General features: G+C 30.8%; 19 protein-coding genes. All 19 read left to right on the forward strand.

Going from position 1 to position 21718, the window contains the following annotated elements; all coding sequences use genetic code 11:
* Positions 1-65 precede the first annotated feature (65 nt).
* The 19 genes from ACY3IT_RS02565 to ACY3IT_RS02655 all read left to right on the forward strand — a co-directional run bounded on the left by ACY3IT_RS02565 (position 66) and on the right by ACY3IT_RS02655 (position 21674).
* Positions 66-1046: a hypothetical protein gene (locus ACY3IT_RS02565; protein WP_463083233.1), complete on the forward strand. Its 981-nt coding sequence runs from the start codon at positions 66-68 to the stop codon at positions 1044-1046.
* A complete protein-coding gene (locus ACY3IT_RS02570; RefSeq protein WP_463083234.1) occupies positions 1047-1892 on the forward strand; it encodes a diguanylate cyclase domain-containing protein in 846 nt (281 codons plus the stop codon).
* Complete coding sequence (locus tag ACY3IT_RS02575; RefSeq protein WP_463083235.1) at positions 1882-2226, forward strand: hypothetical protein; 345 nt, start codon at positions 1882-1884, stop codon at positions 2224-2226. The genes ACY3IT_RS02570 and ACY3IT_RS02575 overlap by 11 nt, the downstream gene beginning before the upstream one ends.
* Before the next feature lie 125 nt (positions 2227-2351).
* A complete protein-coding gene (locus tag ACY3IT_RS02580; RefSeq protein WP_463083236.1) occupies positions 2352-3158 on the forward strand; it encodes a hypothetical protein in 807 nt (268 codons plus the stop codon).
* A gap of 183 nt (positions 3159-3341) precedes the next feature.
* Positions 3342-4598, forward strand: a complete 1257-nt coding sequence (locus ACY3IT_RS02585) for a glycosyltransferase family 2 protein (protein ID WP_463083237.1) — start codon at positions 3342-3344, stop codon at positions 4596-4598.
* Positions 4598-6589 carry a cellulose biosynthesis cyclic di-GMP-binding regulatory protein BcsB gene (locus ACY3IT_RS02590; RefSeq protein ID WP_463083238.1) on the forward strand — a complete coding sequence of 664 codons (1992 nt, stop codon included), beginning with the start codon at positions 4598-4600 and terminating at the stop codon, positions 6587-6589. The genes ACY3IT_RS02585 and ACY3IT_RS02590 overlap by 1 nt, the downstream gene beginning before the upstream one ends.
* Before the next feature lie 6 nt (positions 6590-6595).
* Positions 6596-7912 (forward strand): glycerate kinase type-2 family protein, encoded by a 1317-nt coding sequence (locus tag ACY3IT_RS02595; RefSeq protein ID WP_463083239.1) that lies wholly within the window; start codon positions 6596-6598, stop codon positions 7910-7912.
* 55 nt (positions 7913-7967) lie between these two features.
* Positions 7968-8681, forward strand: a complete 714-nt coding sequence (locus ACY3IT_RS02600; RefSeq protein ID WP_463083240.1) for a sensor histidine kinase — start codon at positions 7968-7970, stop codon at positions 8679-8681.
* Positions 8678-9313, forward strand: coding sequence for a response regulator (locus ACY3IT_RS02605; protein WP_463083241.1), 636 nt, complete (start codon positions 8678-8680; stop codon positions 9311-9313). The genes ACY3IT_RS02600 and ACY3IT_RS02605 overlap by 4 nt, the downstream gene beginning before the upstream one ends.
* Before the next feature lie 106 nt (positions 9314-9419).
* On the forward strand, positions 9420-10157 hold the full coding sequence (locus ACY3IT_RS02610) for a response regulator (protein ID WP_463083242.1): 738 nt from the start codon (positions 9420-9422) through the stop codon (positions 10155-10157).
* Positions 10158-10163: 6 nt separating this feature from the next.
* Entirely contained in the window at positions 10164-12083 is a 1920-nt protein-coding gene (locus ACY3IT_RS02615) for a chemotaxis protein CheA (protein ID WP_463083243.1), read from the forward strand.
* Entirely contained in the window at positions 12067-12534 is a 468-nt protein-coding gene (locus ACY3IT_RS02620) for a chemotaxis protein CheW (protein ID WP_463083244.1), read from the forward strand. Before ACY3IT_RS02615 ends, ACY3IT_RS02620 begins: the two co-directional genes overlap by 17 nt.
* On the forward strand, positions 12515-14374 hold the full coding sequence (locus tag ACY3IT_RS02625; protein WP_463083245.1) for a methyl-accepting chemotaxis protein: 1860 nt from the start codon (positions 12515-12517) through the stop codon (positions 14372-14374). The genes ACY3IT_RS02620 and ACY3IT_RS02625 overlap by 20 nt, the downstream gene beginning before the upstream one ends.
* Positions 14364-17078: a HEAT repeat domain-containing protein gene (locus ACY3IT_RS02630; protein ID WP_463083246.1), complete on the forward strand. Its 2715-nt coding sequence runs from the start codon at positions 14364-14366 to the stop codon at positions 17076-17078. The genes ACY3IT_RS02625 and ACY3IT_RS02630 overlap by 11 nt, the downstream gene beginning before the upstream one ends.
* The gene (locus ACY3IT_RS02635; protein WP_463083247.1) at positions 17075-17911 is read left to right on the forward strand and encodes a CheR family methyltransferase; all 837 of its coding nucleotides are present in this window, start codon (positions 17075-17077) and stop codon (positions 17909-17911) included. The genes ACY3IT_RS02630 and ACY3IT_RS02635 overlap by 4 nt, the downstream gene beginning before the upstream one ends.
* Positions 17898-18986, forward strand: coding sequence for a protein-glutamate methylesterase/protein-glutamine glutaminase (locus ACY3IT_RS02640; protein WP_463083248.1), 1089 nt, complete (start codon positions 17898-17900; stop codon positions 18984-18986). The genes ACY3IT_RS02635 and ACY3IT_RS02640 overlap by 14 nt, the downstream gene beginning before the upstream one ends.
* Positions 18967-19323, forward strand: a complete 357-nt coding sequence (locus ACY3IT_RS02645) for a response regulator (RefSeq protein WP_463083249.1) — start codon at positions 18967-18969, stop codon at positions 19321-19323. Before ACY3IT_RS02640 ends, ACY3IT_RS02645 begins: the two co-directional genes overlap by 20 nt.
* Positions 19324-19326: 3 nt before the next feature.
* Positions 19327-19929: a chemotaxis protein CheC gene (locus ACY3IT_RS02650; RefSeq protein ID WP_463083250.1), complete on the forward strand. Its 603-nt coding sequence runs from the start codon at positions 19327-19329 to the stop codon at positions 19927-19929.
* Between the two features lie 2 nt (positions 19930-19931).
* Complete coding sequence (locus ACY3IT_RS02655; protein ID WP_463083251.1) at positions 19932-21674, forward strand: diguanylate cyclase; 1743 nt, start codon at positions 19932-19934, stop codon at positions 21672-21674.
* The last annotated feature ends 44 nt before the right edge of the window (positions 21675-21718 follow it).

Consider the following 21718-nt stretch of genomic DNA (forward strand, 5'->3'; position numbering starts at 1 on the left):
TTATTATTATCTTTCAAATAAAAGATTATTATTATGGATTTAAATTAAAAAATGAACTTAAAGCTATGGAAAGGAGTGTATCATATAAAGAGAAAGAACTATTAAGTTTTATTAGAAGAGATTTTATTGATAACAGGGGATTTATCATATCAAAAATAGAAAATGGAAAGCCTTTGGAATATTCCCTTCTGGAATCCTATGGGGAATTAATGGAATATGCTTTATTAAGGGGAGACAAAAATCTTTTTGATATTCTTCTTTCAATAGTAGATAAATATTTTTATAGTAAAGAAGGATATCTATATTGGAGGATAAATAGGTTAAACTTGAGACCTGATAATAGTACTGCTTTAATAGACTCTATAAGGATCTTGTATGCTCTTTTATGTGTTTATGATACTTTTAAGGATAAAAAGTATATGGAAATGGGAGAAAAAGTAGCAGATGGAATATTGAAATTTAATTCATCAGGAGAATTTTTTGTAGATTATTATGATGGAAATATGAAAGAAAAAGCTAATAAAATTTCTCTATTCTATTTAGATCTTAGGAAATTGAAAAAGATAGCTGAAATATTGCCCTCCTTTAATAAATACTACATTACATCAAAAAAGATCCTTGAAAACTCCGTATCCATAAATAGTCCCTTTTTCCCTAAGGAATTTGACTTCTTTACTTTCTCCTATAAGACCTATTATCCTCTAAATATGTTGGAACAGGTAATTACTGCTATAAATTTTAATGATACGAATAAAATAAAAGGCTTTTTAGAGTTTGTAAAAAATGAAATAAATAACTATAACAAATTAAATACATTCTATATGGATCATAAAGTGCTAAAAGATGAAGAGAATGTAGCAATATATGCTATTTTAGCAAGGTTATTTATTTTTTGTAATGATAGAATAGGGGCTAAGAGGATATTAAATTTTGTTGAAAAATTTAGCGGTAGATCTTCTTCGGGTTACGGAGATTTTTTAGGGAAGGTCTATTATGCTTTTGATCAATTAGAAGTATTATTGACATTAAGTTATATGGAGGAGTAGATGGAAAGGAATTTTATGAAAGATAATCTTATTTTTAGCCTTTTGTTAATTTTTTGGCTTTTAATTCTAATAGTAATATTTAGTACTAGCTATAATGTAAATTTTATTAATTACTTATTGTTTTCTGCTCTTATTTTGAATATGTTGATAGCCTATAATCTTAGGATAGTAGCTGGCTTAATTACTTCTTTATTTTTAGTTTTTGGGTACGGATCCTATCTCTTATATTCCATTATAGTATTGAATACTATTTCTGAGTTTAAATTGGAATATGCTTTTTGGTTAGTTTCGTTTCCTGTAGGAGCTTTTCTTTCGGGAAGTTTGGAGAGGGAATTTAGGGTTTTGAAGGAAAGGCTTAGAGAATTTGAGGAAAGGGAAAAATTGGTTTTATTAGATGATGTTACTGGATTTTATAATCCTTTTGGGTTTTTTCAGAGATTAGAAGAAGAGATTAAGAGGGCACAAAGGTATAAGGAGACTTTTTCTATACTTTACATTAATATTGTGGATTGGAAGGAATTGAAGAATATATATGGAGAGGATGGATATAAGAGTATCTTAAGGGTAATTGCAAATGAAATCTTAAAGAATACAAGGACTACAGACATAAAAGGAAGAATAGAAGATGGAGTTTTGGGCATCATATTGCCAGATGCTGATATCAATTCCGTAAAAATAGTAAAGGAGAAACTTCATAGAGCTTTGGATAAGATCATTGTTGAAATAGGAGGAAAAAGAAGGGTTATATCATTAAAAATTAAAATTGGTGAGGCAGAATTCCAGGAAGGTGAAGATACACTGATTATTTGGGAAAGAGCAAAAGATAGTAGTAAATATGATGTATAAGTTTAAGATAATTCTTATCTTTCTTATCTTAATTATTTTAACCCTCTCCTTTGCAGAGGAGACTAAGAGAGTATTAGTAATCTATGACAGTTTTTCAAGAATAGGAGAAGACTATCCAATTGGGAATCAGTTGGAAGAATATTTGTCCCACTATGGAGTATATGTAGGATCTGTAAATAGTGAAGAGCTTTTACCTGATGTAACCCAATATGATCTTGTTATATATTTGGGGTTTCAAGAGAAGCTCTTAAAAAGGGATTTTTTAAAAGAGATTTCAAAGAGTAAAAAGATTGTTTGGATTGAGGAAAATATAGATCAGTTTGAAAATATATAGGATGTAGTGAATTCAAGGATGTAGGAAAAAGATACGGCTTTATAGAGTTAAGTTATAAGGGTTATAAACTTTCTTTTGATCCTCAAACTTTTATTCATATAGTTCTTCCTAAAAAAGCCAATGTATTGTCTTATGTATCTGATGATTTAAATAATTTTCCTTATGTATTTCGAGTGGACAATCTTTATTATTTTGGGAGATTAGATTTTAGAGATAGTACTGGAATAGTTTTTTTAGATCTTTTACATGATATTTTAGGAATTAAGCATCCTTCTTTTAAAAAAGCTCTTATAATTATTGATGAAATAAATCCTTTTACTGATGCATCTCTCCTTCAAGGAAAACTTCAAACGGTCTGTTGTCATCAGATTCCTTATTCTATAGTGGTGTATCCCACAGTAAAAAAGGATGGAAAATTATATTATCTTAGTGATAATGAAAAGCTTAGTAAGGTATTATTGGAAATAGAAAATAGTAATATTGGTATAATACAGGGAAGTTATTATGAGAAAAACTACGATTCAAAGATAAATAGTGATTTAAATCTTTTGGCAAGTTATGGAATACATCCCATTGCTTTTAAATTTTACGGTGTACCTTATAAAGAGAGATATATTGATGCTGCAAAATTCTTTAGGATCCTTCTCGGTGATGATCTGGTCTTTACAAAAAGATTGTATACACTTATCTATCCAATAAATGCAGGCTTTTATAATCCAAAGGATCCAAAGAATGTGAATTTAATTTTAAGAAAAGCAAAAGATTTTTTGGCTTTGAGGGATGCCATATTAGGAATTTCTATACCTATATATTTAGATAGGGAAGACATAGAAAGGCTTATACTGGGTTTGAAAGATTTGGGTTATGATTTTCTTGATCTTTTAAAAGAGCCATATCATGTGGAGAATAATAATTTAATAATTAATGAATAAAAATGGGAAAAAAGTTGTTGTAAGCAATGTATTGCCGTATTCAAAAAGTAGATTAGAAAGGTTTTTTGAAAAATTTGTTGAATATTTAAGAATTATATTGATATTCGTAGTAACAAGTTTTATTGTTATTATTCTTTATCTTGTGTTTTCCAGAATCAGATTATATGAGAGGGGAAAAAGGCAGTGAAAGTTCTGACTTTCTGGGATTATGCTTTTGTAATATCCATGGTAATGACTTGGTCTGTTCTTTTATATCATATCTTGCTAACCTATTTTGGATATCGCTATTTTCTTATAAGTTTAGACTTTGAAGAAGATGAAGAGATAAAAGAGTATCCTTTTATCTCTGTTTTGGTGCCTGCTCATAATGAGGAAAAGGTTATAGGCAATACAGTAGATGCTATAGCGAGGGCTTATTATCCTCGTGATAAATTTGAAATCATAGTGATTAATGATAATTCTACTGATGGGACAGGAGAAGTATTAAAAGAGAAACAAAAGTTATATCCAAATCTTAAAGTATTTGAGATTAAGCCCCCCTTAGGAGCTAAGGGTAAATCAAATGCTCTAAATCAAGGATTAAAGATAGCGAAGGGAGATTATATATTGGTTTATGATGCTGATAATACTCCAGAAAGAAAAGCAATTTATAATTTAGTGAGATTTATAATTAAGGATGATAATCTTGGAGCAGTGGTAGGAAAGTTTAGAACGAGAAATAAAGATAAAAATCTTCTTACAAGGTTTATAAATATAGAAACACTTAGTTTCCAGTGGCTTATTCAAGCTTCAAGAAACTATTTTTTAGGTCTTACTACTATTCCTGGTACCAATTTTATAATTAGGAAAGACCTTTTGGAAAAAATTGGAGGATGGAATATTCATTCCCTTACTGAGGACACAGAGCTTACTATAAGGATATATAAGGAGGGATATAGAATAAAATGGATACCACAAGCAGTAACTTGGGAGCAAGAGCCAGAAAGATTAAAGATTTGGATAAAACAAAGAACAAGATGGGCAAGAGGTAATATTTCTGTTATTGCTCAGTATTTGAAGAATATATTTAGTTTAAGAAGCAAAATTGCTTTTGATATTATTTATTTCTCTTACATCTATCTTGTGGCTTTTTCTGCCATTTTAATATCAGATATTATTTTTGGGTTGGGGCTTTTAAAAGTTATAAAACTTCATTTGGGAGGGCCTCTATTTACTATATGGATATTAGCATATTTACTTTTTATAACTGAGACTTTTATATCTTTGAGCTTGGAAAGGGGAGAAGGTAATTTAAAAAATCTTCTACTTATATGTCTTATGTATTTTACATACTGTCAATTATGGCTTTTTGTTGTTATCAGGGCAATCTATTTTACTCTTAAAGATAGAATAACAGGTAAAACTGTGAAATGGTATAAAACAGAAAGGAGTTCAGAATAATGAGGAGATGTTTGTTTCTTTTTCTCATAATATTAATGATGGTTCCTGTTTTTGGCTATGATAATATAAAAGTGTACAATTTACCTATAACCTCTCAAGATGTTCTTCTTAATTTACCTTTAAATAGGTACTCTTTTTGGTTTTATATTCCGGAAGGTGTAAATATATTGGACAAGTGTTATTTAAATCTAAATTACTTTTATTCAGAGACCATAAAGTCTAATGAGTCTTTTTTTACCATTTTAATAAATGGATATCCTATATCCAGTAGTTCTATTGTAAAAAAAGAAGGAAACTATGTGAAACTTACTGTTAAGATTCCTGTAAGGAGATTAAAGCACGGCTTCAATGAATTAACAATTTCTACAAGACAAAGAAATATTGAGGGACCTTGTAAGGATTTGGATAATGATGCTAATTGGTTCATCATTAACAATACTTCTATTTTACATCTTGAAACATCAGATAAGCCTTATAAAATTTCTTATTTCCCTTATCCCTTTATGGATTTATTATCTCTAAAAGTGATTAATTCCAATATCTATTTAAATGAGGTATCAAATCAAAATTTAGATATTCTCTTTAAGCTTGTAAATAATCTTTCGATAAAGGAGAGATATAAAAGGCTTTCTTTTAGGGTGTTTTTGGATGATCCTTATGTTAAAAAAGGAGAAAATCAAATATTAATTGGAAGTTTAGAAAGATGGAGAATTTTTAATGATAAAAGTTTTACTAACATAGATGAGGATTCAGGTTTATTATATTTAGCTAAATACAATGATAATTTGCAAATATATATTTCTGGTAAAGGAAAGGGTATTGAAAAGTCTATAAAATATCTATTGAATCCTGAGCAGGTAAAATTAACAGAGACAAATCCTGTTATCATAACCTCGGAGCCTTCTTTATCTGAAAGAGAAATTGAAAGTAAGAAGGTTTTGACTTTAAAGGATCTTAGTTATAGTAATGTGGTAATTTCAGGAGCCCATCATCAAAGTTTTTCTTTCTCCTTAAAATTACCTATAGGTTATCAATCAATACAGACAGGTTCTTATATAGAGCTAAAATTTTCCCATTCTCCTGTATTAGATCCCGAGAAATCAGGTATAACTCTGTATATTAACGGGATTCCTGTAAAAGCAGAAAGGTTATATGGTGGGAATATAGAAAGTGGAAGATTAAAAGCATATTTTCCTAAGGATCTTTTGAAAGAAAAGGAATGGAATATTGAAATAAAAGTTTATCATGCATTGAAAGATGGGGATTGTGATAAAAGGTATGATGAGATTGCATGGACAAAGATAGATGGTGATTCTGTTATTTACTTAAATAAAGGTTATGCGGAAGAATATCCTAATTTGAGGAACATATGGAGTGGAAATTACCAGGATATCTATATATGGTTTCCTCAAAATCCAACTCCTTACGAAATATCTTTAATGGCTACATTGATAGGAAAGATTTCGCAAAACACAGGTAATATTTATAACTTTAAAGTAATTTTAGGGAATGAATTGAAAGAGGAAATGAAGGATAAGGATATCTTCTTTATAGGTAGTTTCTATGATGATAGATTAAGGAAAATTGAGAAAAATCTATGGGTAAAACCAGAAGGTAATAAATTTATATTTAAAAAAGATTTAGGTATATTCTTCGATGGTTTTACAACAGATATAGTTATGCAATCTGATTATTCTCCTCTTGGAGGAAATGGGAAACTATATGTTATCTTATACAATGACGAAAGTTCTCTTATTAAGTTTAATAATTTTTTAGATGATATAAGGAATATAGGAAAGATTTATGGACAAGTTTTCATAATGACAAAACTTGGAAATACATCATCTTTTAATCTTGTGGAAAGAAAAGAAAGATTTATATCTATTTTTGAATTCCGACCTTCGATTCTATATCTTGCAGTATTTATAATAGTTTTAGCAGTAAATATTATTATATTAATCTTTTTGAGAAAAAGGGAGGTCATGAAATAAAAGAATGTGAAAAATTTATTACAAAATATCATTATAGATACTATAAGAAGTTTGAATCCAAAAGATGCAATTAAAAAATATGTTTCCTATGATCCAGAATATAAATTGTTAAAGGTAAAGGAGAGAAAGTTTGAAATAAAAAGCAAAGTATATCTTCTTGCTGTTGGTAAAGCATCTTTTACAATGACCGAGGGGATTATAGAAATCTTAGGAGATCTGATAAATAAAGGATATGTAGTAGTACCTTATGGATATGAGGGATCTTTTGAGGGAAATATTGAGGTTATACATTCCTCTCATCCTATACCCGATGAGAATGGGGTTAAAGCTGCCGAGAAAATTTATGATTTTGTAAAAAGTATGGAGGAAGGGGATATATTAGTATTCTTATTATCGGGTGGAGGATCAGCTCTTCTTCCATTACCAAGAGATGGGATATTGCTTGAGGATAAGATAGAGACCACTAAACTTTTGTTATCATGTTCTGCCAGAATACAAGAGATAAATGCTGTCAGAAAGCATTTAAGCAAGATAAAAGGTGGACAACTTGCTGATATATGTAAAGGAACAATTGTTACTTTAATAATATCTGATGTTCTTGGAAATCCATTGGATAGTATTGCTTCTGGTCCTACTGTTCCTGATCCTACCACATATCAAGATGTTTACAATATTTTTATTAAATATGATTTATGGGAAAAGATACCAGATAGGGTTAAAGAGCTTATAAAGAAGGGAATGGCAGGAGATATTCCAGAGACTCCAAAATCTATCGACAGTAGGCATTATGCTTTGATTATCCTTTCTAATAGGGATTATTTAGAGAAAGTGATGCAGAGGTTAAAGGAATTAGGTTTCAATACTATTCTTGTTTCAGGTTTTTTAGAGGGTGAGGCGAGAGAAGTAGCTAAGGTAATTGCAGGTATAGTTAGAGAGATAAAATATTCAGGAAATCCTATTTCTTCACCATGTGCTCTTATTTTTGGGGGTGAAACAACAGTTACTATAAAGGGCAGTGGCTTAGGGGGTAGGAATCAAGAACTTGCTTTATCTTTTGCTATTGAAATAGATGATTTAGAGAAGGTTTATATGATGGCTTTTGCCACAGATGGAAGAGATGGTCCTTGTGATGCAGCTGGAGCATATGCCGATACTACTACTCTTAAAAGGGCACGAGAATTAGGATTAGATCCAGTATTATATCTTCTAAATAATGATTCATATCATTTTTTCGATAAGTTGGGTGATTTAATCAAAGTTGGACCTACGCATACAAATGTGAATGATATAGTTATAGTGATTATTTCTGATAATGATACTTAGTTGAAATTAGTTATAATTTATTATATAAATTTTTAAGAAGTTAAATAATTAAGGGGTGAAGATTATATCTTCTGAAAAAGAAAAATCTTTTGAAAACTCAAAGGACAGTAGTGATTGGGTAAATCTTAGCAGATATTTAATAAAGGCTCAAGAAGAAGAGAGAAAAAAGATTGCAAGAGAGTTACATGATGAAATAGGGCAAATACTTACTGCTATAAAGATTAACCTGGAATTACTAAAGAGGAAAATAGGTAAAGATTTTGAAGGGCAAATAGAAGAAAATATAAATTTAATAAATAGAGCTATAGAAGAGGTAAGAGATATTTCTTTAAACTTAAGACCTTCCCTTATTGATGATTTAGGACTAATTTCGGCTATAAAATGGCTTGTAGATAAAATTAAGGAAAAAAGTAATCTAAATATAGAACTCTCCTTGAAACTTGAACAAAAGGATATTCCTAAAGATTTTTCTATAACTATCTTCAGAATAATTCAAGAAGGTCTAACTAATGTTGTGAGACATGCTGAAGCTACAGAGGTTTTATTAAGAGTAATACAAGAAGATGATGAAATTGAGATATTTATTAAAGATAATGGAAAAGGATTTGATATAAAACAGGTTTTTAAGGATATTAGTAAAGGGAGGGCTTTAGGGCTTCTTGGTATAAAGGAAAGGGTTGAACTACTTAACGGAAGAATTGAGATTAAAAGTGAAATCCAAAAGGGTACAGAAATAAAAATTAATATTCCTTTAGAGAGAAATATATGAGTATAAAAATTATAATTGCTGATGACCATACTTTGGTAAGAGAAGGGATTAAATCTCTTTTAAAGGATGTTGAGGGCATAGAGGTAATTGCAGAGACAGGAGATGGAGAAGAAACGTTATTAAAAACATCCGATCTTAAACCAGATGTTTTAATACTTGATATTTCAATGCCAAAGGTTTCTGGAATAAGATTTTGTGAGAAGATTAAAGAAATTTCACCTGAAACCAAGATAATTATTTTATCTATGCATTTTTCTAAAGAATATGTAAGAGAAGCCTTTAGATATGGGGCTAAAGGTTATATATTAAAAGATTCCTCCTTCATTGAATTGGAATTCGCAATTAAATCAGTATATGAAGGTAATATATACATTAGTCCTAAGATAGCTCAAATGTTAGTAAAGGATTATTTAGATCTCCTTGAAAACCCATTAGAGGTTCTTACAGAACGTCAAAAGGAGATTCTTAAGTTAATAGCAGAGGGATATTCTACTAAAGAAATAGCTAATAAACTAAACTTAAGTGTAAAGACCGTTGAAACTCATAAATCTCAAATTATGGATAAGTTAGGAATATATGATATACCCGGACTTGTAAAATATGCCATTAAACATGGATTAACTGATATTTAATTTATATGTACCCATAAGAACTTTCCCTAAAAAATCTTAAGGAAAATCCTTATAGATTTATATCCATATCTATTCTATCCTTTTACAAGGGGGATGAAGTAGAAAAATGTATAAAGTAGTGCTTATTGATGATAGTAAAGATTTTATAAATTCTGCAGTAAAGATTTTGGAAGAAGAGAATTTTGAAGTTGTAGGTTTTGCTAATTCAGGCCAAGAAGGAATAAGAATTGTGAGAGAAAAAAAACCTGATCTTGTTTTTGTGGATATAGTTATGCCAGATATGGATGGTTTTGCCACTATAAAGGAAATAAAAAAAATGGAGAATCCACCTAAAACAATTATTTTAACTTTATATGATAACGAGGAATACAGAAAGGCAAGTAATGAAGTAGGAGCAGATGGCTTTATTTCAAAGTCAGAGCTGTTTTCTCATATTGACGAAATAATAGAAAAAATTGGGGGAAAAGAATATATGAAGACAATATTATTAGTGGATGATTCTAAGACTATCCGTAAAATGCTTATGACTGTATTATCAAAGATTCCCAAGGTTCAGTTTGAGGAAGCTGAAAGTGGTTTATTTGCTCTTGAAAAACTTGCATTAAAAAAGATTGATTTAGTGATTCTTGATCTTAATATGCCAGATATGCATGGAATTGAGGTTTTGAAATTCATGAGAAAGCATGATTTATATAAAGATATTCCTGTAATTATATTAACTACTCGTGGAGACGAAGAAATGAAGGAAACAGCTATAAAAGAAGGAGCTAATTTGTATGTGGTAAAACCCTTTAATCCCCAGGAACTTTTGGATAATGTTAAGAGGTTTTTGTTTAAGGAGTGAAATTAGATGAAAGATGATAAGGAGTTTTTAGATTCTTTATTGCAAGATTATTTTGCTGAATGTGATGAACACCTATTATCAATAAAGAAAAATCTTATTGCTTTAGAAGATTATTTAGACAAAGAAGTAATTAATGAGGAGATAATAAATGAGCTTTTTAGAAGTTTTCATACCATAAAAGGTCTTTCTGCCATGGTAGGTATATTGCAAGCTGAAAAATTATCACATCAATTGGAAAGTTATCTTAAATTGCTGAGGACTGGAAAAAAGAGTTTTAAAGAAGAAGATCTTTTATTACTTAGAGATGGTGTAAAGCTATTGGAAGAAGTCATTTTGTGCAAAAAGGAGAATAAAGAAATTCCTGATATAGAAGAGGCACTTTCCAAGTTAAAGGTACTCACTACTCATGATGAGACTCCTAAGGAATTTAAGGAAGAGGTAGAAAAGAAAAAAGAAGAAAGGGTATATAAAATTGTTTTTTATCCTTCTCAAGAACTATCTGAAAAAGGTATAAATGTAGAATTTTTAAGAAAAAATCTTCAAGAGAAGACCAAATTACTTAAAGCCATACCACAAGTGGATAAGGATAAAAAGATATATTTTGAGTTTTTGTTCTCTTGTGATGATGAATCAAATTTAGAATTTCTTAAAGAGTTGAATATTCAATATTATCCTGAAGAAGAAAAAGGAAGATTAGAGGAAAAAGTAAAATCTGTTCCAACTACCCTTTCTCCTACCACATTTATAAGAGTGGATCTTTCCAAATTAGATGAACTTATGAGGATTGTGGGAGAATTGGTAATTACAAAGTCAAGATTACAAGAAGATTTTAAAGAAATAGAATCGGTAGTATCACCAATAATGCAAAGTAGACTTTCTGAGACCATAAGACTTTTAGATAAGAATTTAAGAAATTTAAGAGAAAGTCTTATGAAAGTCAGATTAGTACCCATAGGAGAAGCTTTTGAAAGAATGCAGTTTGTTATAAGAGATCTTATTAGAGAAAGCAAGAAAAAAATAAATCTACATATATTGGGAAAAGAAACGGAACTTGACAAGTATATCGTGGAAAGATTAATAGATCCTCTTTTACATCTTGTAAGGAATGCTGTAAGTCATGGAATTGAGGAAGAGAAAGATAGATTGGAAAAGGGTAAAGATCCTTATGGGAATATATATTTAAGAGCTTATACTTCTGGAGATAATGTGATTATTGAAGTAGAAGACGACGGTAAAGGAATAGATAGAGATAAAATAGCGGATAAGGCGTTAGAGCTTGGAATGATAAGAGGTAGAGATGAATTAAATTCGGATGAAAAGGTGTTAGAAATTATATGTTCTCCAGATTTTTCCACACGAGATTCGGCAGATAGAGAAAGCGGAAGAGGAGTAGGTATGTCTGTAGTGAAAAATACCATCCAGGAATTGGGTGGTAATCTTTATTTGAGTAGTGAGAAAGATAAAGGCACAAGATTTATTTTGAAACTTCCTTTAACTCTTGCTATTTTGGATTCAGTATTGGTAGAGGTAGGAAAAGAAAGATATGCTATTCCTCAATCCTATATAAAGGAGATCATAGAGGTAAAAAATGAGGATATTGTAAGGTTCAAAGGGATAAAAATGATTCCCTATAGAGCCAAAAGTATTCCTGTATTATTTATTTCTGAGATTTTTAACCTTCCTACAGAGAAGAAAGAGAAATATCATCTTCTTATTGTAACAAAGGAAAATCAAGATATTGGAATAGGAGTTGATAAGGTAATAAGTGTGAAAGAGGCAGTAGTAAGACCTATTACGGATCCTATTATACTTAAAAATCCTGCCATTATGGGGGGAACAGATTTTGGGGATGGAAAAGTTGTACTGATTTTAAATATAGATGGACTTCTAAAGGGAAGGAGTGAAAAAAGTGTTTTACATCATTGATGAAGAAAATTCTTATGTGGTTTTTAAAATAGGTGAAACCTTTTACGGTATAAAAAGTAAGTATATTCAGCAGATAGAGATGGTGGAGAATATTACCCTTGTGCCTAATGCAACACCTTATGTTGATGGTGTTACCCTTTCTCGGGGAAAAGTAATACCAGTAATTAATTTAAGGGCAAGAATGGGATTAGAGAGAATTCCGTATGATATAAAAACAAGAATGATTGTTATTAAAATAGAAGATAAAGAGGTAGGGCTTATTGTAGATTCTGCTCGTGAATATATCTCTATACCACCAGATAAGATTCAAGAATCTTTTGAAAATATTTTTGGTATATCGGAAAAATTTTTGGAGGGAATTGCTAATCTTGGAGATAGATTAATTTTGATATTAAATCCTAAAGAGATTCTAAAAGAAGGAGGCTTAGAAGATGAGAAGGAGAAAAAGTGAGGAGTTAGATTTGGATAAATTAGAAAAATTGACTGAAGATTTGAAGATAATAACAATTGAATCAGAAAATATAACTTCTTCAACAGAAAATATCATATCTTCTACTAATGAACTTTCTACTTCTATAGAGGAACTCAAAGAAAACCTTGAAAGTTTTTCTTCTGCAGTAGAGGAAATTTCAGCAAGTATAGAGGAATTGTCTAATTCGATCCAGAGTGTAAATCAGATGTCCCAAGAGATGGCTACATCATCTCAAGAGATTTCTGCAAGTATCACGGAAATGTCCCAATCTATAAAAGGGGTTACGGCTGATGTTGATTCTCTTGCCTCTGCAGTAACACAGACGGCATCCTCTATAGAGGAAATATCTCGTTCAATTCAGCAAGTAGCAGATAATGCAAAAGAACTTTTGCAGTCTGCAGAAATAACAACTTCTTCTATAAATGAGATGGCCTCCTCTATTGAAGAGGTAACAGCTTCAGTTGAAAATTTATCTTCATCAGTGGAACAAATAGCAACTGCTATAGAAGAGATGGCAAGATCTATAGAGAATGTGGCAAAGAGAGCTGAAGATATAACTTCAGCGGTACAAAATAGTGCCACAAGTGCTATACAGCTTGATAAGTCTATAAGATCGGTAGTGGATATTACAAAAAGAGCTGATGAAACCTCAAAGAGACTTGAGAGAGAGGCAAAAGAAGGGGGAATTACAATTGAAAAAGCTATTCAAGGTATCAATAAGATAAGAAATGTGATGGAACAAATATCATCGGTAATTAAAGAAATGGGAAAAAGGGCAGGAGAAATTAATGAAATAGTGGATACTATAGACCTTATAGCTGAAAGAACTAATCTTCTTTCCTTAAATGCTTCCATAGAGGCAGCAAGAGCTGGAGAAGCAGGCAGAGGTTTTGCTGTGGTTGCAGAGGAGATAAGAAATTTGGCAGAAAGAGCTACAAAGGCTACTTCTGATATTGGAAAGATTATAAGAAATTTGCAAGAAGTGGCCCAAGAAGCTGTGTCAGCTTCTAAGGAGGGACTAAGAGTAGTAGAGGAAAGCACAAATCTTTCAGAAGAAGGAGCTAATGCTTTAAAGAGAATTCTTTCTGGAATAGAGGAGACAACTCTTATGATTTCTCAAATAGCAAGAGCCAGTGAGGAAGAGTTGGTGGCAGGTCAAAATATGGTTAATACCGTAAATATTACCTCTAAACAATCAGAAGAGATTGCAAAGGCAACCTCAGAGCAAAATAAAACAGCCCATTCTATAGTACAAAATGTAAACAATATTAGGAGAATAACAAAACAAATAACTGAAGCTATGCAGGAACAATCAAAAGCTGCCAGGGAAATATTAAGATCAGGGCAAGCAACCTCGAGACTTGCAAGCTTAGTACAAAAGGCTACAGAGGAGCAAGCAAAAGGAGCTAACCAGATTGTACAAGCAGTGGATTCAATGAGAAAAATTTCATTAAACACTGCAAAAGCTATGCAAGAACAGTCTATTGCCAGTGATCAAATTGCGAAAGAAACTGAAAGATTAGGTAAATTAATTAATAGTATAAGTAAGGCAATATCTGAGCAAGCTATTGCATCATCTCAAATTGTGAAGGCTATAGAGATGATAAGGAAACAACTTAATAGTATAAAGAAAGGAATGGATGAACAAGTTATTGCCAATAAAAATGTGTTTGAAAATATAACCAAAATAGCAAAACAGATAAAAGAAATAGCAGAAGCTAATAAGAGAAATATTAGTAATTTAGAGGCTCTATCAAAGAGTATTTCTAAGATACAAGAAGGTATGGATAAAATGGAGGAAAGAGAAAATGGAGGATAAAGAAAATTATGGTATTCTTACTACTGATAGAAATCTTATAATTACTTACTGGAATAGTTGGTTAGAAGAAAAAACAAAAATTCCAAGAGAGGATATAGTTGGAAAATTAATCACTGAGATATATCCTGATTTGATAGATAGAGGTATCACTAAAATCTTTGAAGAAGTACTTCAAAATGGTGTGGTAAGAATTCTATCTACAAGATTTCACAAGTATCTTATACCTATTGAACTATCCTATCCTTCCAAGTATTTTGATAAAATGAGACAGAGAGTTACTATTGCCCCGCTAAAGACAGAGAAAGAGGTTGTAGGTTTGATAATAACTATTGAGGATGTTACTCAGATTTTAGAAGAAGAAATGGAGTTAAAAGAGAAACTGAAAAGCCCTGATGAAAAGGAGAGAATTTTGGCTTTAAAGAAGTTAAGTCAAATGGAAGATGAAGGAATAGTAGAAGCTATTAATGATGAAAGTTGGAAAGTAAGAAAGATTGCGGTGGAAGAGATAAAGAAAAAAAGTGGAAAATTTGCTTATGAACTTTTAAAGAGAATGAAAGAAGAATACCGAAATTTGAGTGTATTGAATAGTGTGATTCAAATTCTATCCTCCACTACTGATTTAGATATTTTATATGCCCTTTCTCAAATGTTGAAGGATAAAGATCCAGATTTAAGACTCTATACAGTTCAGATACTTTCAAATATTAATTTTGAAGAAGCAGAGGATCTTTTAATATCTGCCCTTTCAGATAGTAATCCTAATGTGGTGTTTTCAGCTATAGAAGGATTGGGGAATAAAAAATCTCAAAAAGCAGTACCTTATCTTTTGAAATTTCTTGAAAGTAAAGACTATTATTTAGGAGTAGCGATTTTAAATGCCTTAAAAGAAATAAATGATCCAACTATTATTGAGAAAATCTATCCTTATTTTGAAGATGAACTCTTTAAACCTCACGTAATAGAGATTTTAGGAGAATTGGGAGATAAAAATTCAGTAAAAATACTTGTAAATCATTTAAATCAATCGCCTGAATATATAGAAGATATTTTAGAGGCCTTAGGAAAAATATATAGAAGATATGAGAACATATACGAAGAGGGTGAATATATTGCTAAAGAGATAAAGGACAATTTAACACCCCAAGGGTTAAAAAATGTTTTAGATTTTATTTTTAAACTTAGAGAGGAAACTCTAAAAAACATCATACCTATTCTTGCCTACCTTAAGGATCCTACTGTGGAAAGATATTTAATAAAGTTTATTGGAAATCCAAACGTGAGAAATGAAATTATTGAGGTGCTTATTAAATATGGAAAAGAAATAGAGGATTTGCTTATAGAAAGCTTAAGGGATGAAGATATAGAGATAAAAACCTTAGCTATTATGGCCTTAGGAAGAATAGGAAGTAAAAAGGCAGTACCTTACATATTAGAACAATTAGAAGACGAAAATCTTACAATTGTTTGTGCAGGAGCGTTGGCCAAAATAGGAGATAGAAGGGCTTTTGATCCATTAATTAAGAAATTAGGACATCCTAATCCCTATATAAGACAGTCAATAATATCTGCCTTGAATTCTTTGGGGCATCCTGAAATGAGAGAAAGGGTAAAAGAACTCTTAGTAAGTAATAATTGTTATGAAAAGGAATCTGCTATAAAGATAATAGGATATTTTGGATATGAAGAGTATAAAGACGACTTAATAAAACTTTTGGAAGAGGATAATGAAGAAATAAGGAAAGCAGTATATGAGAATATAGTATTTTTTGATGATGAAAGAATTTTTGAGATTCTTAAAAGTGGTTTAGAAAAAGAGAAAAGAAAAATAAGGGAAGTGATAGCAAGAGCTTTAATATATATAGAAAAAGAAAAAGCATTACCATTAATAGAGATAGCATTAAAAGATTCCTCTCCTTGGGTAAGGTATTATGCAGTAAAATCCTTAGTTTTCCATAATCCTCCCTATATTATTGATTTGCTTGAAGATTTATTACACAGAGAGGAGTCAGAGTTAGTAAAGGCTATTATTATTGAATCCTTAGGAAAGATAGGAAATAAAAGAGCTATACCTTTAATCCAAAAATTTTTAGACTCTGATAACAAAGACTTAATATTAAATTCCATATCTGCTCTTGGTAACATAGATCATCCTGAGACCATACCTTTGCTTTTGCAATTTCTTAACTCCAGAGATAAAGATTTAAAAAAAGAAGCAATAAGAGCGTTAAAAAATAAGAAAAATCCTATAGTGATACAAAATATACTTTGGTGCACTATAACAGAAAATGATAAGGATATAATAAAAGAAGCTCTTTTGGCCTTTTTACAAATGGGTATCTTAGAAAGTTATAGGGCTATATTGTCTCTCAGTTTATATGCTGATAAGCGAGATATGGCTATTGATACTCTTTCTCAAATACCTTTAGAAGAAATCCCAAATTTATTGAAAGCATGTAACAATATAACAAAAATAGAAAAGAAAGCTTTGATTCTTGCTTTAGAGAGAAAAAGGAAAGGGGTTACAAAATATATTGCTCAATTTTTAAAAGACGATGATAGGGATGTAAAAATTCAAGCTATATTTTCTTTACACAATTTGGGTTCAATAGAAGAATATAAAATCCTTAAGGACTTCTTGTTAGAAGAGAAGGATTCTGAAATTATACAAATTGTAAAAAATATATTAGAAGGTAGGGAAATATGATTTTCTATCAAGAGACTTTAGATTTTCCTGGAAATTCTTTTTCTCTTCTCAGAGATTTAATCAAAGATAAAATTGGAATATATTACGATGATTCGAAGAAAGATATTTTAGCAGATAAACTTACTCCCCTTGCTTTAGAAAGGAATTTTACTAACTTTGTTGATTATTACTATTTCTTAAAATATGACCCTGAGGGAAAAGAGGAATGGGATAAAATAGCTGATGCTCTTTCTGTGCAAGAGACCTATTTCTTCAGAGAATATGAACATTTAAAAGTTTTATCTGAACATATTATTCCTGATCTTTATGAAAAAGGGGAAAGATATGTAAAGATATGGAGTAGTGCATGTGCTACAGGAGAGGAACCGTTGTCTATAGCTATTGTTTTAAATGAAAAGGGTTGGTTTGATAAGATGCGAATAGAAATATTTGCAAGCGATATAAGTAATTCTGCTTTAGAAAAGGCTAAAAAAGGAATTTATAAAGAAAGGTCTTTTAGAAATTTTCCAAATGATTTAATTGATAAATATTTTATAAAAGTAGAAAATGGGTATAAAATAATACCAGATATACATAAAAAGGTTATATGGAAAAAAGCAAATTTGGTAAGTAAGCAAGAGATAGTGGATTTATCGAAGTCAAAGATTATTTTTTGTAAAAATGTTTTTATATATTTTTCTGATGACATAATACAGAAAGTTATAAGGATATTTGAAGAGAATATGGAAAATCCTGGTTATCTCTTTATTGGATTATCAGAGTCCTTACTTAGATTTTCCCATTCCTTTGATTTACAAATTATTGGAGGTGCTTTTGTATATGTCAAAAAATAATCCAGATAGAATAATCCGAGTACTGGTTGTAGATGATTCTGCTTTTGTAAGAAAAGTATTAACTAATATTCTCTCTAAAAGTCCTTTTATTGAGGTAGTAGGGACTGCACGAGATGGAGAAGAAGCTCTTGAAAAGGTGGAAGAATTAAAACCTGATGTAGTAACCTTGGACCTTATTATGCCGAGACTTGATGGTATTGGCTTCTTAAAGGAACAAATGAAAAGAAGACCTCTTCCTGTTGTAATAGTAAGTATAGCAAGTGAGACAGGAGATTTAGCTATTGAGGCTCTTAATTTAGGTGCAGTAGATATTATACAGAAACCCACTGCATTAGCCTCTGAAAAGATCTACGAGATATCCAATGAGCTTATAGAAAAAGTGAAGAATGCAAGTATGATATCTCTTGAAAAAGTCAAAAAAGTTATCAGCTCACCCACACCTAAATTAGAGATTAAAAAAGAAATTAAAAAGACCAGAGTAGATGTTGTGGTTATTGGAATCTCTACTGGAGGCCCACAGGCTTTGAGGTATTTAATACCAAAATTTCCAAGGGATTTTCCAGTTCCAATAGCTATTGTTATTCATATGCCAATAGGATATACAGAAATTTTTGCAGAAAAATTAAATGAAATATCTGAATTAGAGGTCAAAGAAGCGGAAGATGGTGATATCTTACAGGGAGGAAAGGTGTATATTGCACCTGCAGGCAAACATATGTTCTTTGAAAAAATGGATGATAAGGTTTTGGTGAGACTGGATTTAAAACCTTTAGATACTCTTCATAGACCTTCAGCAGATGTTTTGTTTAAATCTGCAGGAGAAATATTTGGTAGTAGAACTCTTGGTATTATAATGACAGGGATGGGAAATGATGGACTCTTAGGGGTAGAAGTAATAAAATCAAAAGGGGGAATTGTATTTACCGAATCTGAGGAAACATGTATAATTTACGGCATGCCAAGAGCTGTCGAAGAGAGAGGATTAAGTGATAAAAGTATTCCTCTTTATAATATGGCGGAAGAGATAATAAATTTTGTTATGGGGGGAAGCAATAATGAAAATTCTTCTTATTGATGATTCAAGTCTTGCAAGAAGGATTTTGAAAAGAGTATTAGAAAAGGAAAATCATGAAATAATTGAGGCAGGAAGTGGTATAGAGGGGTTGGAAAAATTTTATCTTGAGAAGCCTGATGTGGTATTTTTGGATCTTACTATGGAGGGATTAAATGGGCTTGAGGTTCTTGAAAAAATTAAGGAAATAGATAACTCTGCGAAGGTTATAATAGTTTCAGCTGATATACAAAGACAAACGAAAGAGCTTGCCACGCAAAAAGGGGCTACTGCTTTTTTAAATAAGCCAGTTGTTGAGGAAGAGGTTTTAAACATTCTTAAGAAAATTTCGGGAGGATAAGATATGATCTTAAATGAGAATCAAAAAGATGCTCTTTCCGAGCTTATTAATATTGCTTTCTCAAGAGCTGCAGCCTCTTTATCAGAGATTACAGGAGACAGAGTTTTATTGGAACCACCTAAGGTAGATATAGTTCCTATTGGTGAATTGCAGGGTAGGCTCATGAAAGAGATTAATGGCGATGTGACTACAGTACACCAGATATTCTCAGGACCTGTAGCAGGAGATGCACTTCTTCTTCTAGACTATCAGGGTGCTGTAAAACTTACAAACCTATTATCTGGAGAAGATTTGGAAGTTGATTATTTGACCCCATCTTTAAAAGAAGTATTAATGGAGATAGGAAATATTCTACTTAATGCATGTCTTGGAATGTTTGGAAACTTATTGCAGCTTCATATTACCTTTTCTGTTCCTAAAATCCATCTAGAAGCTCTCAATGTGATGCTTGACACTCTTGTAATATCTCAAGAGGAGTTAAAATATGCCTTAATAGCTATAACTCAGTTTAAGGTGAGAGATAGTAGTATAAAGGGATATTTGGTAATAATCTTGGGAGTCTCTTCCTTAGAAAGACTTTTGGAAAGCCTTGAAAAGATTGGATAAATATGAATGAACTTTTTCTTAGTAGTCTCATTACATGGCTTGAAGAATACAGTATATGGGGTATCTTCATTACAGATACCAATTTTAAAGTTATATTTTGGAATAAGTGGCTTGAAGTAAATACAGGAATAAAAAAAGAAAATATCATTGGCCAAAATATTTTTGAGGTAGTTCCCCAGATTAAAAGATTTGAAAATTATTTTCAGCAGGTATTGCAAGGAAGTTCAGTTATTCTTTCTCAAAGATTTGATAAATACCTTATACCTATTGAAATAAAGGATGAAGAATATAAATATATGCAACAAACTGTACAGATGTTTCCTCTTTTAGAGGGAAATGTAGAAAAAGGCATAATAGCGATAATTGAAGACGTAACAGATAGGGTAAAAAGGGAAGAAAATTATAAAAAGCAAATAAGAAGTTTAAAGGTTTTAAATGATATTCAAAAATCTATTTTTACCTTAGATAGGGAAGAATTATTTGATAAACTTTTTGAAGGAGCTATAAAAATAAGTAATGCTCCCTTTGTTTATCTTTTTTTGATAAAAGATGGTAATTTTCTTCTGAAAAGATCTACAAAAAGTGTATTAGATTATTCAAAAGACTTAGAAAGCCCTTCTTGTATTTTAAAAAAAGTTCTTAGTGAAAGGAGAACTATTTATATACCTTATACTGGGGAAACAGATATAAAATGTGTTAATCCAGTATCAAATTCTGTCTTAGCTGTTCCTATATTAGGTAAAGAGAAGGTATTAGGCATATTAGTTTTAGAGTCTCTTGAAAGGAATTCTTTTAAACAGGATGATATTCTCAATTTAGAAACACTTACTATGCAAGCTGCCATAATCTTTGAGAATATTGAGCTATTAGAAGCGTTAAGGGAATCTGAGGCCAGGTATAGAGTTTTAGCAGAACAGTCTCTTACTGGTGTTTCTTTATTACAAGATAATAAATTCATATACACTAATTCAAGGTTTGTTGAGATCCTTGGTTATCCACCAAGACTTGAAACTCTAAATGATTTTACAAAATATGTTTATGAAGAGGACAAAAATAGATTTTTGGAAAGGTATAATCAGATATTAGAAAATACTTTTGAATATATAATAGATGAAATTAGAATAAGAAAAATAAATAACGAAATAGCATATTTAGAGATCTCTATGGTTAATGTTCTTTATAAAGGTAAAAAATCAATACTCCTATCAATTCTTGATATAACTTATAGGAAGAAGTTAGAAGAAGAATTAAAGTTACTCTCTATAACCGATGCTCTAACGGGCCTTTACAACCGACGTGGATTTATGACTCTGGCAGAGCATACCTTCTCTATAGCTAATAGATTAAATAAAAAGATAATTGTTATGTTTATTGATCTTGATCACATGAAAGAAATAAATGATAAATATGGACATCAGGTGGGAGATCAAGCCCTTATTGATTTAGCTAATATTTTGAGAGAAACCCTTAGACAGAACGACCTTATAGCAAGGTTTGGTGGAGATGAATTTGTAATTATGGGTATTATAGGGGAAGAAAATCATAAAGAAATAGTCCTTAAAAGGCTTTTAGAAAAGATAGAAGAATTCAATAGCAAGCAAGATAGACCCTATAAGATATCTATAAGTATAGGAATTGTGACCTATGATCCTAAGAATCCTGTTTCTTTAGAAGATCTTCTTCAAAAAGCCGATGAAATCATGTATGAACAAAAAAGAATTAAAAAAGAGAAACTAAAAGGATAAGAGGGGATAAGGATTAAAAAATTATCCCTATCCCCTCTTTATTT

Source organism: Dictyoglomus sp. GBS (genome assembly GCF_055179815.1).

Excerpts from the sequence above, each read along its gene's own strand:
- ACY3IT_RS02565 (WP_463083233.1), top strand. The coding sequence starts at position 66 with ATGGAAAGGAGTGTATCATATAAAGAGAAAGAACTATTAAGTTTTATT.
- ACY3IT_RS02570 (WP_463083234.1), top strand. The coding sequence starts at position 1,047 with ATGGAAAGGAATTTTATGAAAGATAATCTTATTTTTAGCCTTTTGTTA.
- ACY3IT_RS02575 (WP_463083235.1), top strand. The coding sequence starts at position 1,882 with ATGATGTATAAGTTTAAGATAATTCTTATCTTTCTTATCTTAATTATT.
- ACY3IT_RS02590 (WP_463083238.1), top strand. The coding sequence starts at position 4,598 with ATGAGGAGATGTTTGTTTCTTTTTCTCATAATATTAATGATGGTTCCT.
- ACY3IT_RS02605 (WP_463083241.1), top strand. The coding sequence starts at position 8,678 with ATGAGTATAAAAATTATAATTGCTGATGACCATACTTTGGTAAGAGAA.
- ACY3IT_RS02610 (WP_463083242.1), top strand. The coding sequence starts at position 9,420 with ATGTATAAAGTAGTGCTTATTGATGATAGTAAAGATTTTATAAATTCT.
- ACY3IT_RS02615 (WP_463083243.1), top strand. The coding sequence starts at position 10,164 with ATGAAAGATGATAAGGAGTTTTTAGATTCTTTATTGCAAGATTATTTT.
- ACY3IT_RS02625 (WP_463083245.1), top strand. The coding sequence starts at position 12,515 with ATGAGAAGGAGAAAAAGTGAGGAGTTAGATTTGGATAAATTAGAAAAA.
- ACY3IT_RS02630 (WP_463083246.1), top strand. The coding sequence starts at position 14,364 with ATGGAGGATAAAGAAAATTATGGTATTCTTACTACTGATAGAAATCTT.
- ACY3IT_RS02635 (WP_463083247.1), top strand. The coding sequence starts at position 17,075 with ATGATTTTCTATCAAGAGACTTTAGATTTTCCTGGAAATTCTTTTTCT.
- ACY3IT_RS02640 (WP_463083248.1), top strand. The coding sequence starts at position 17,898 with ATGTCAAAAAATAATCCAGATAGAATAATCCGAGTACTGGTTGTAGAT.
- ACY3IT_RS02645 (WP_463083249.1), top strand. The coding sequence starts at position 18,967 with ATGAAAATTCTTCTTATTGATGATTCAAGTCTTGCAAGAAGGATTTTG.
- ACY3IT_RS02650 (WP_463083250.1), top strand. The coding sequence starts at position 19,327 with ATGATCTTAAATGAGAATCAAAAAGATGCTCTTTCCGAGCTTATTAAT.
- ACY3IT_RS02655 (WP_463083251.1), top strand. The coding sequence starts at position 19,932 with ATGAATGAACTTTTTCTTAGTAGTCTCATTACATGGCTTGAAGAATAC.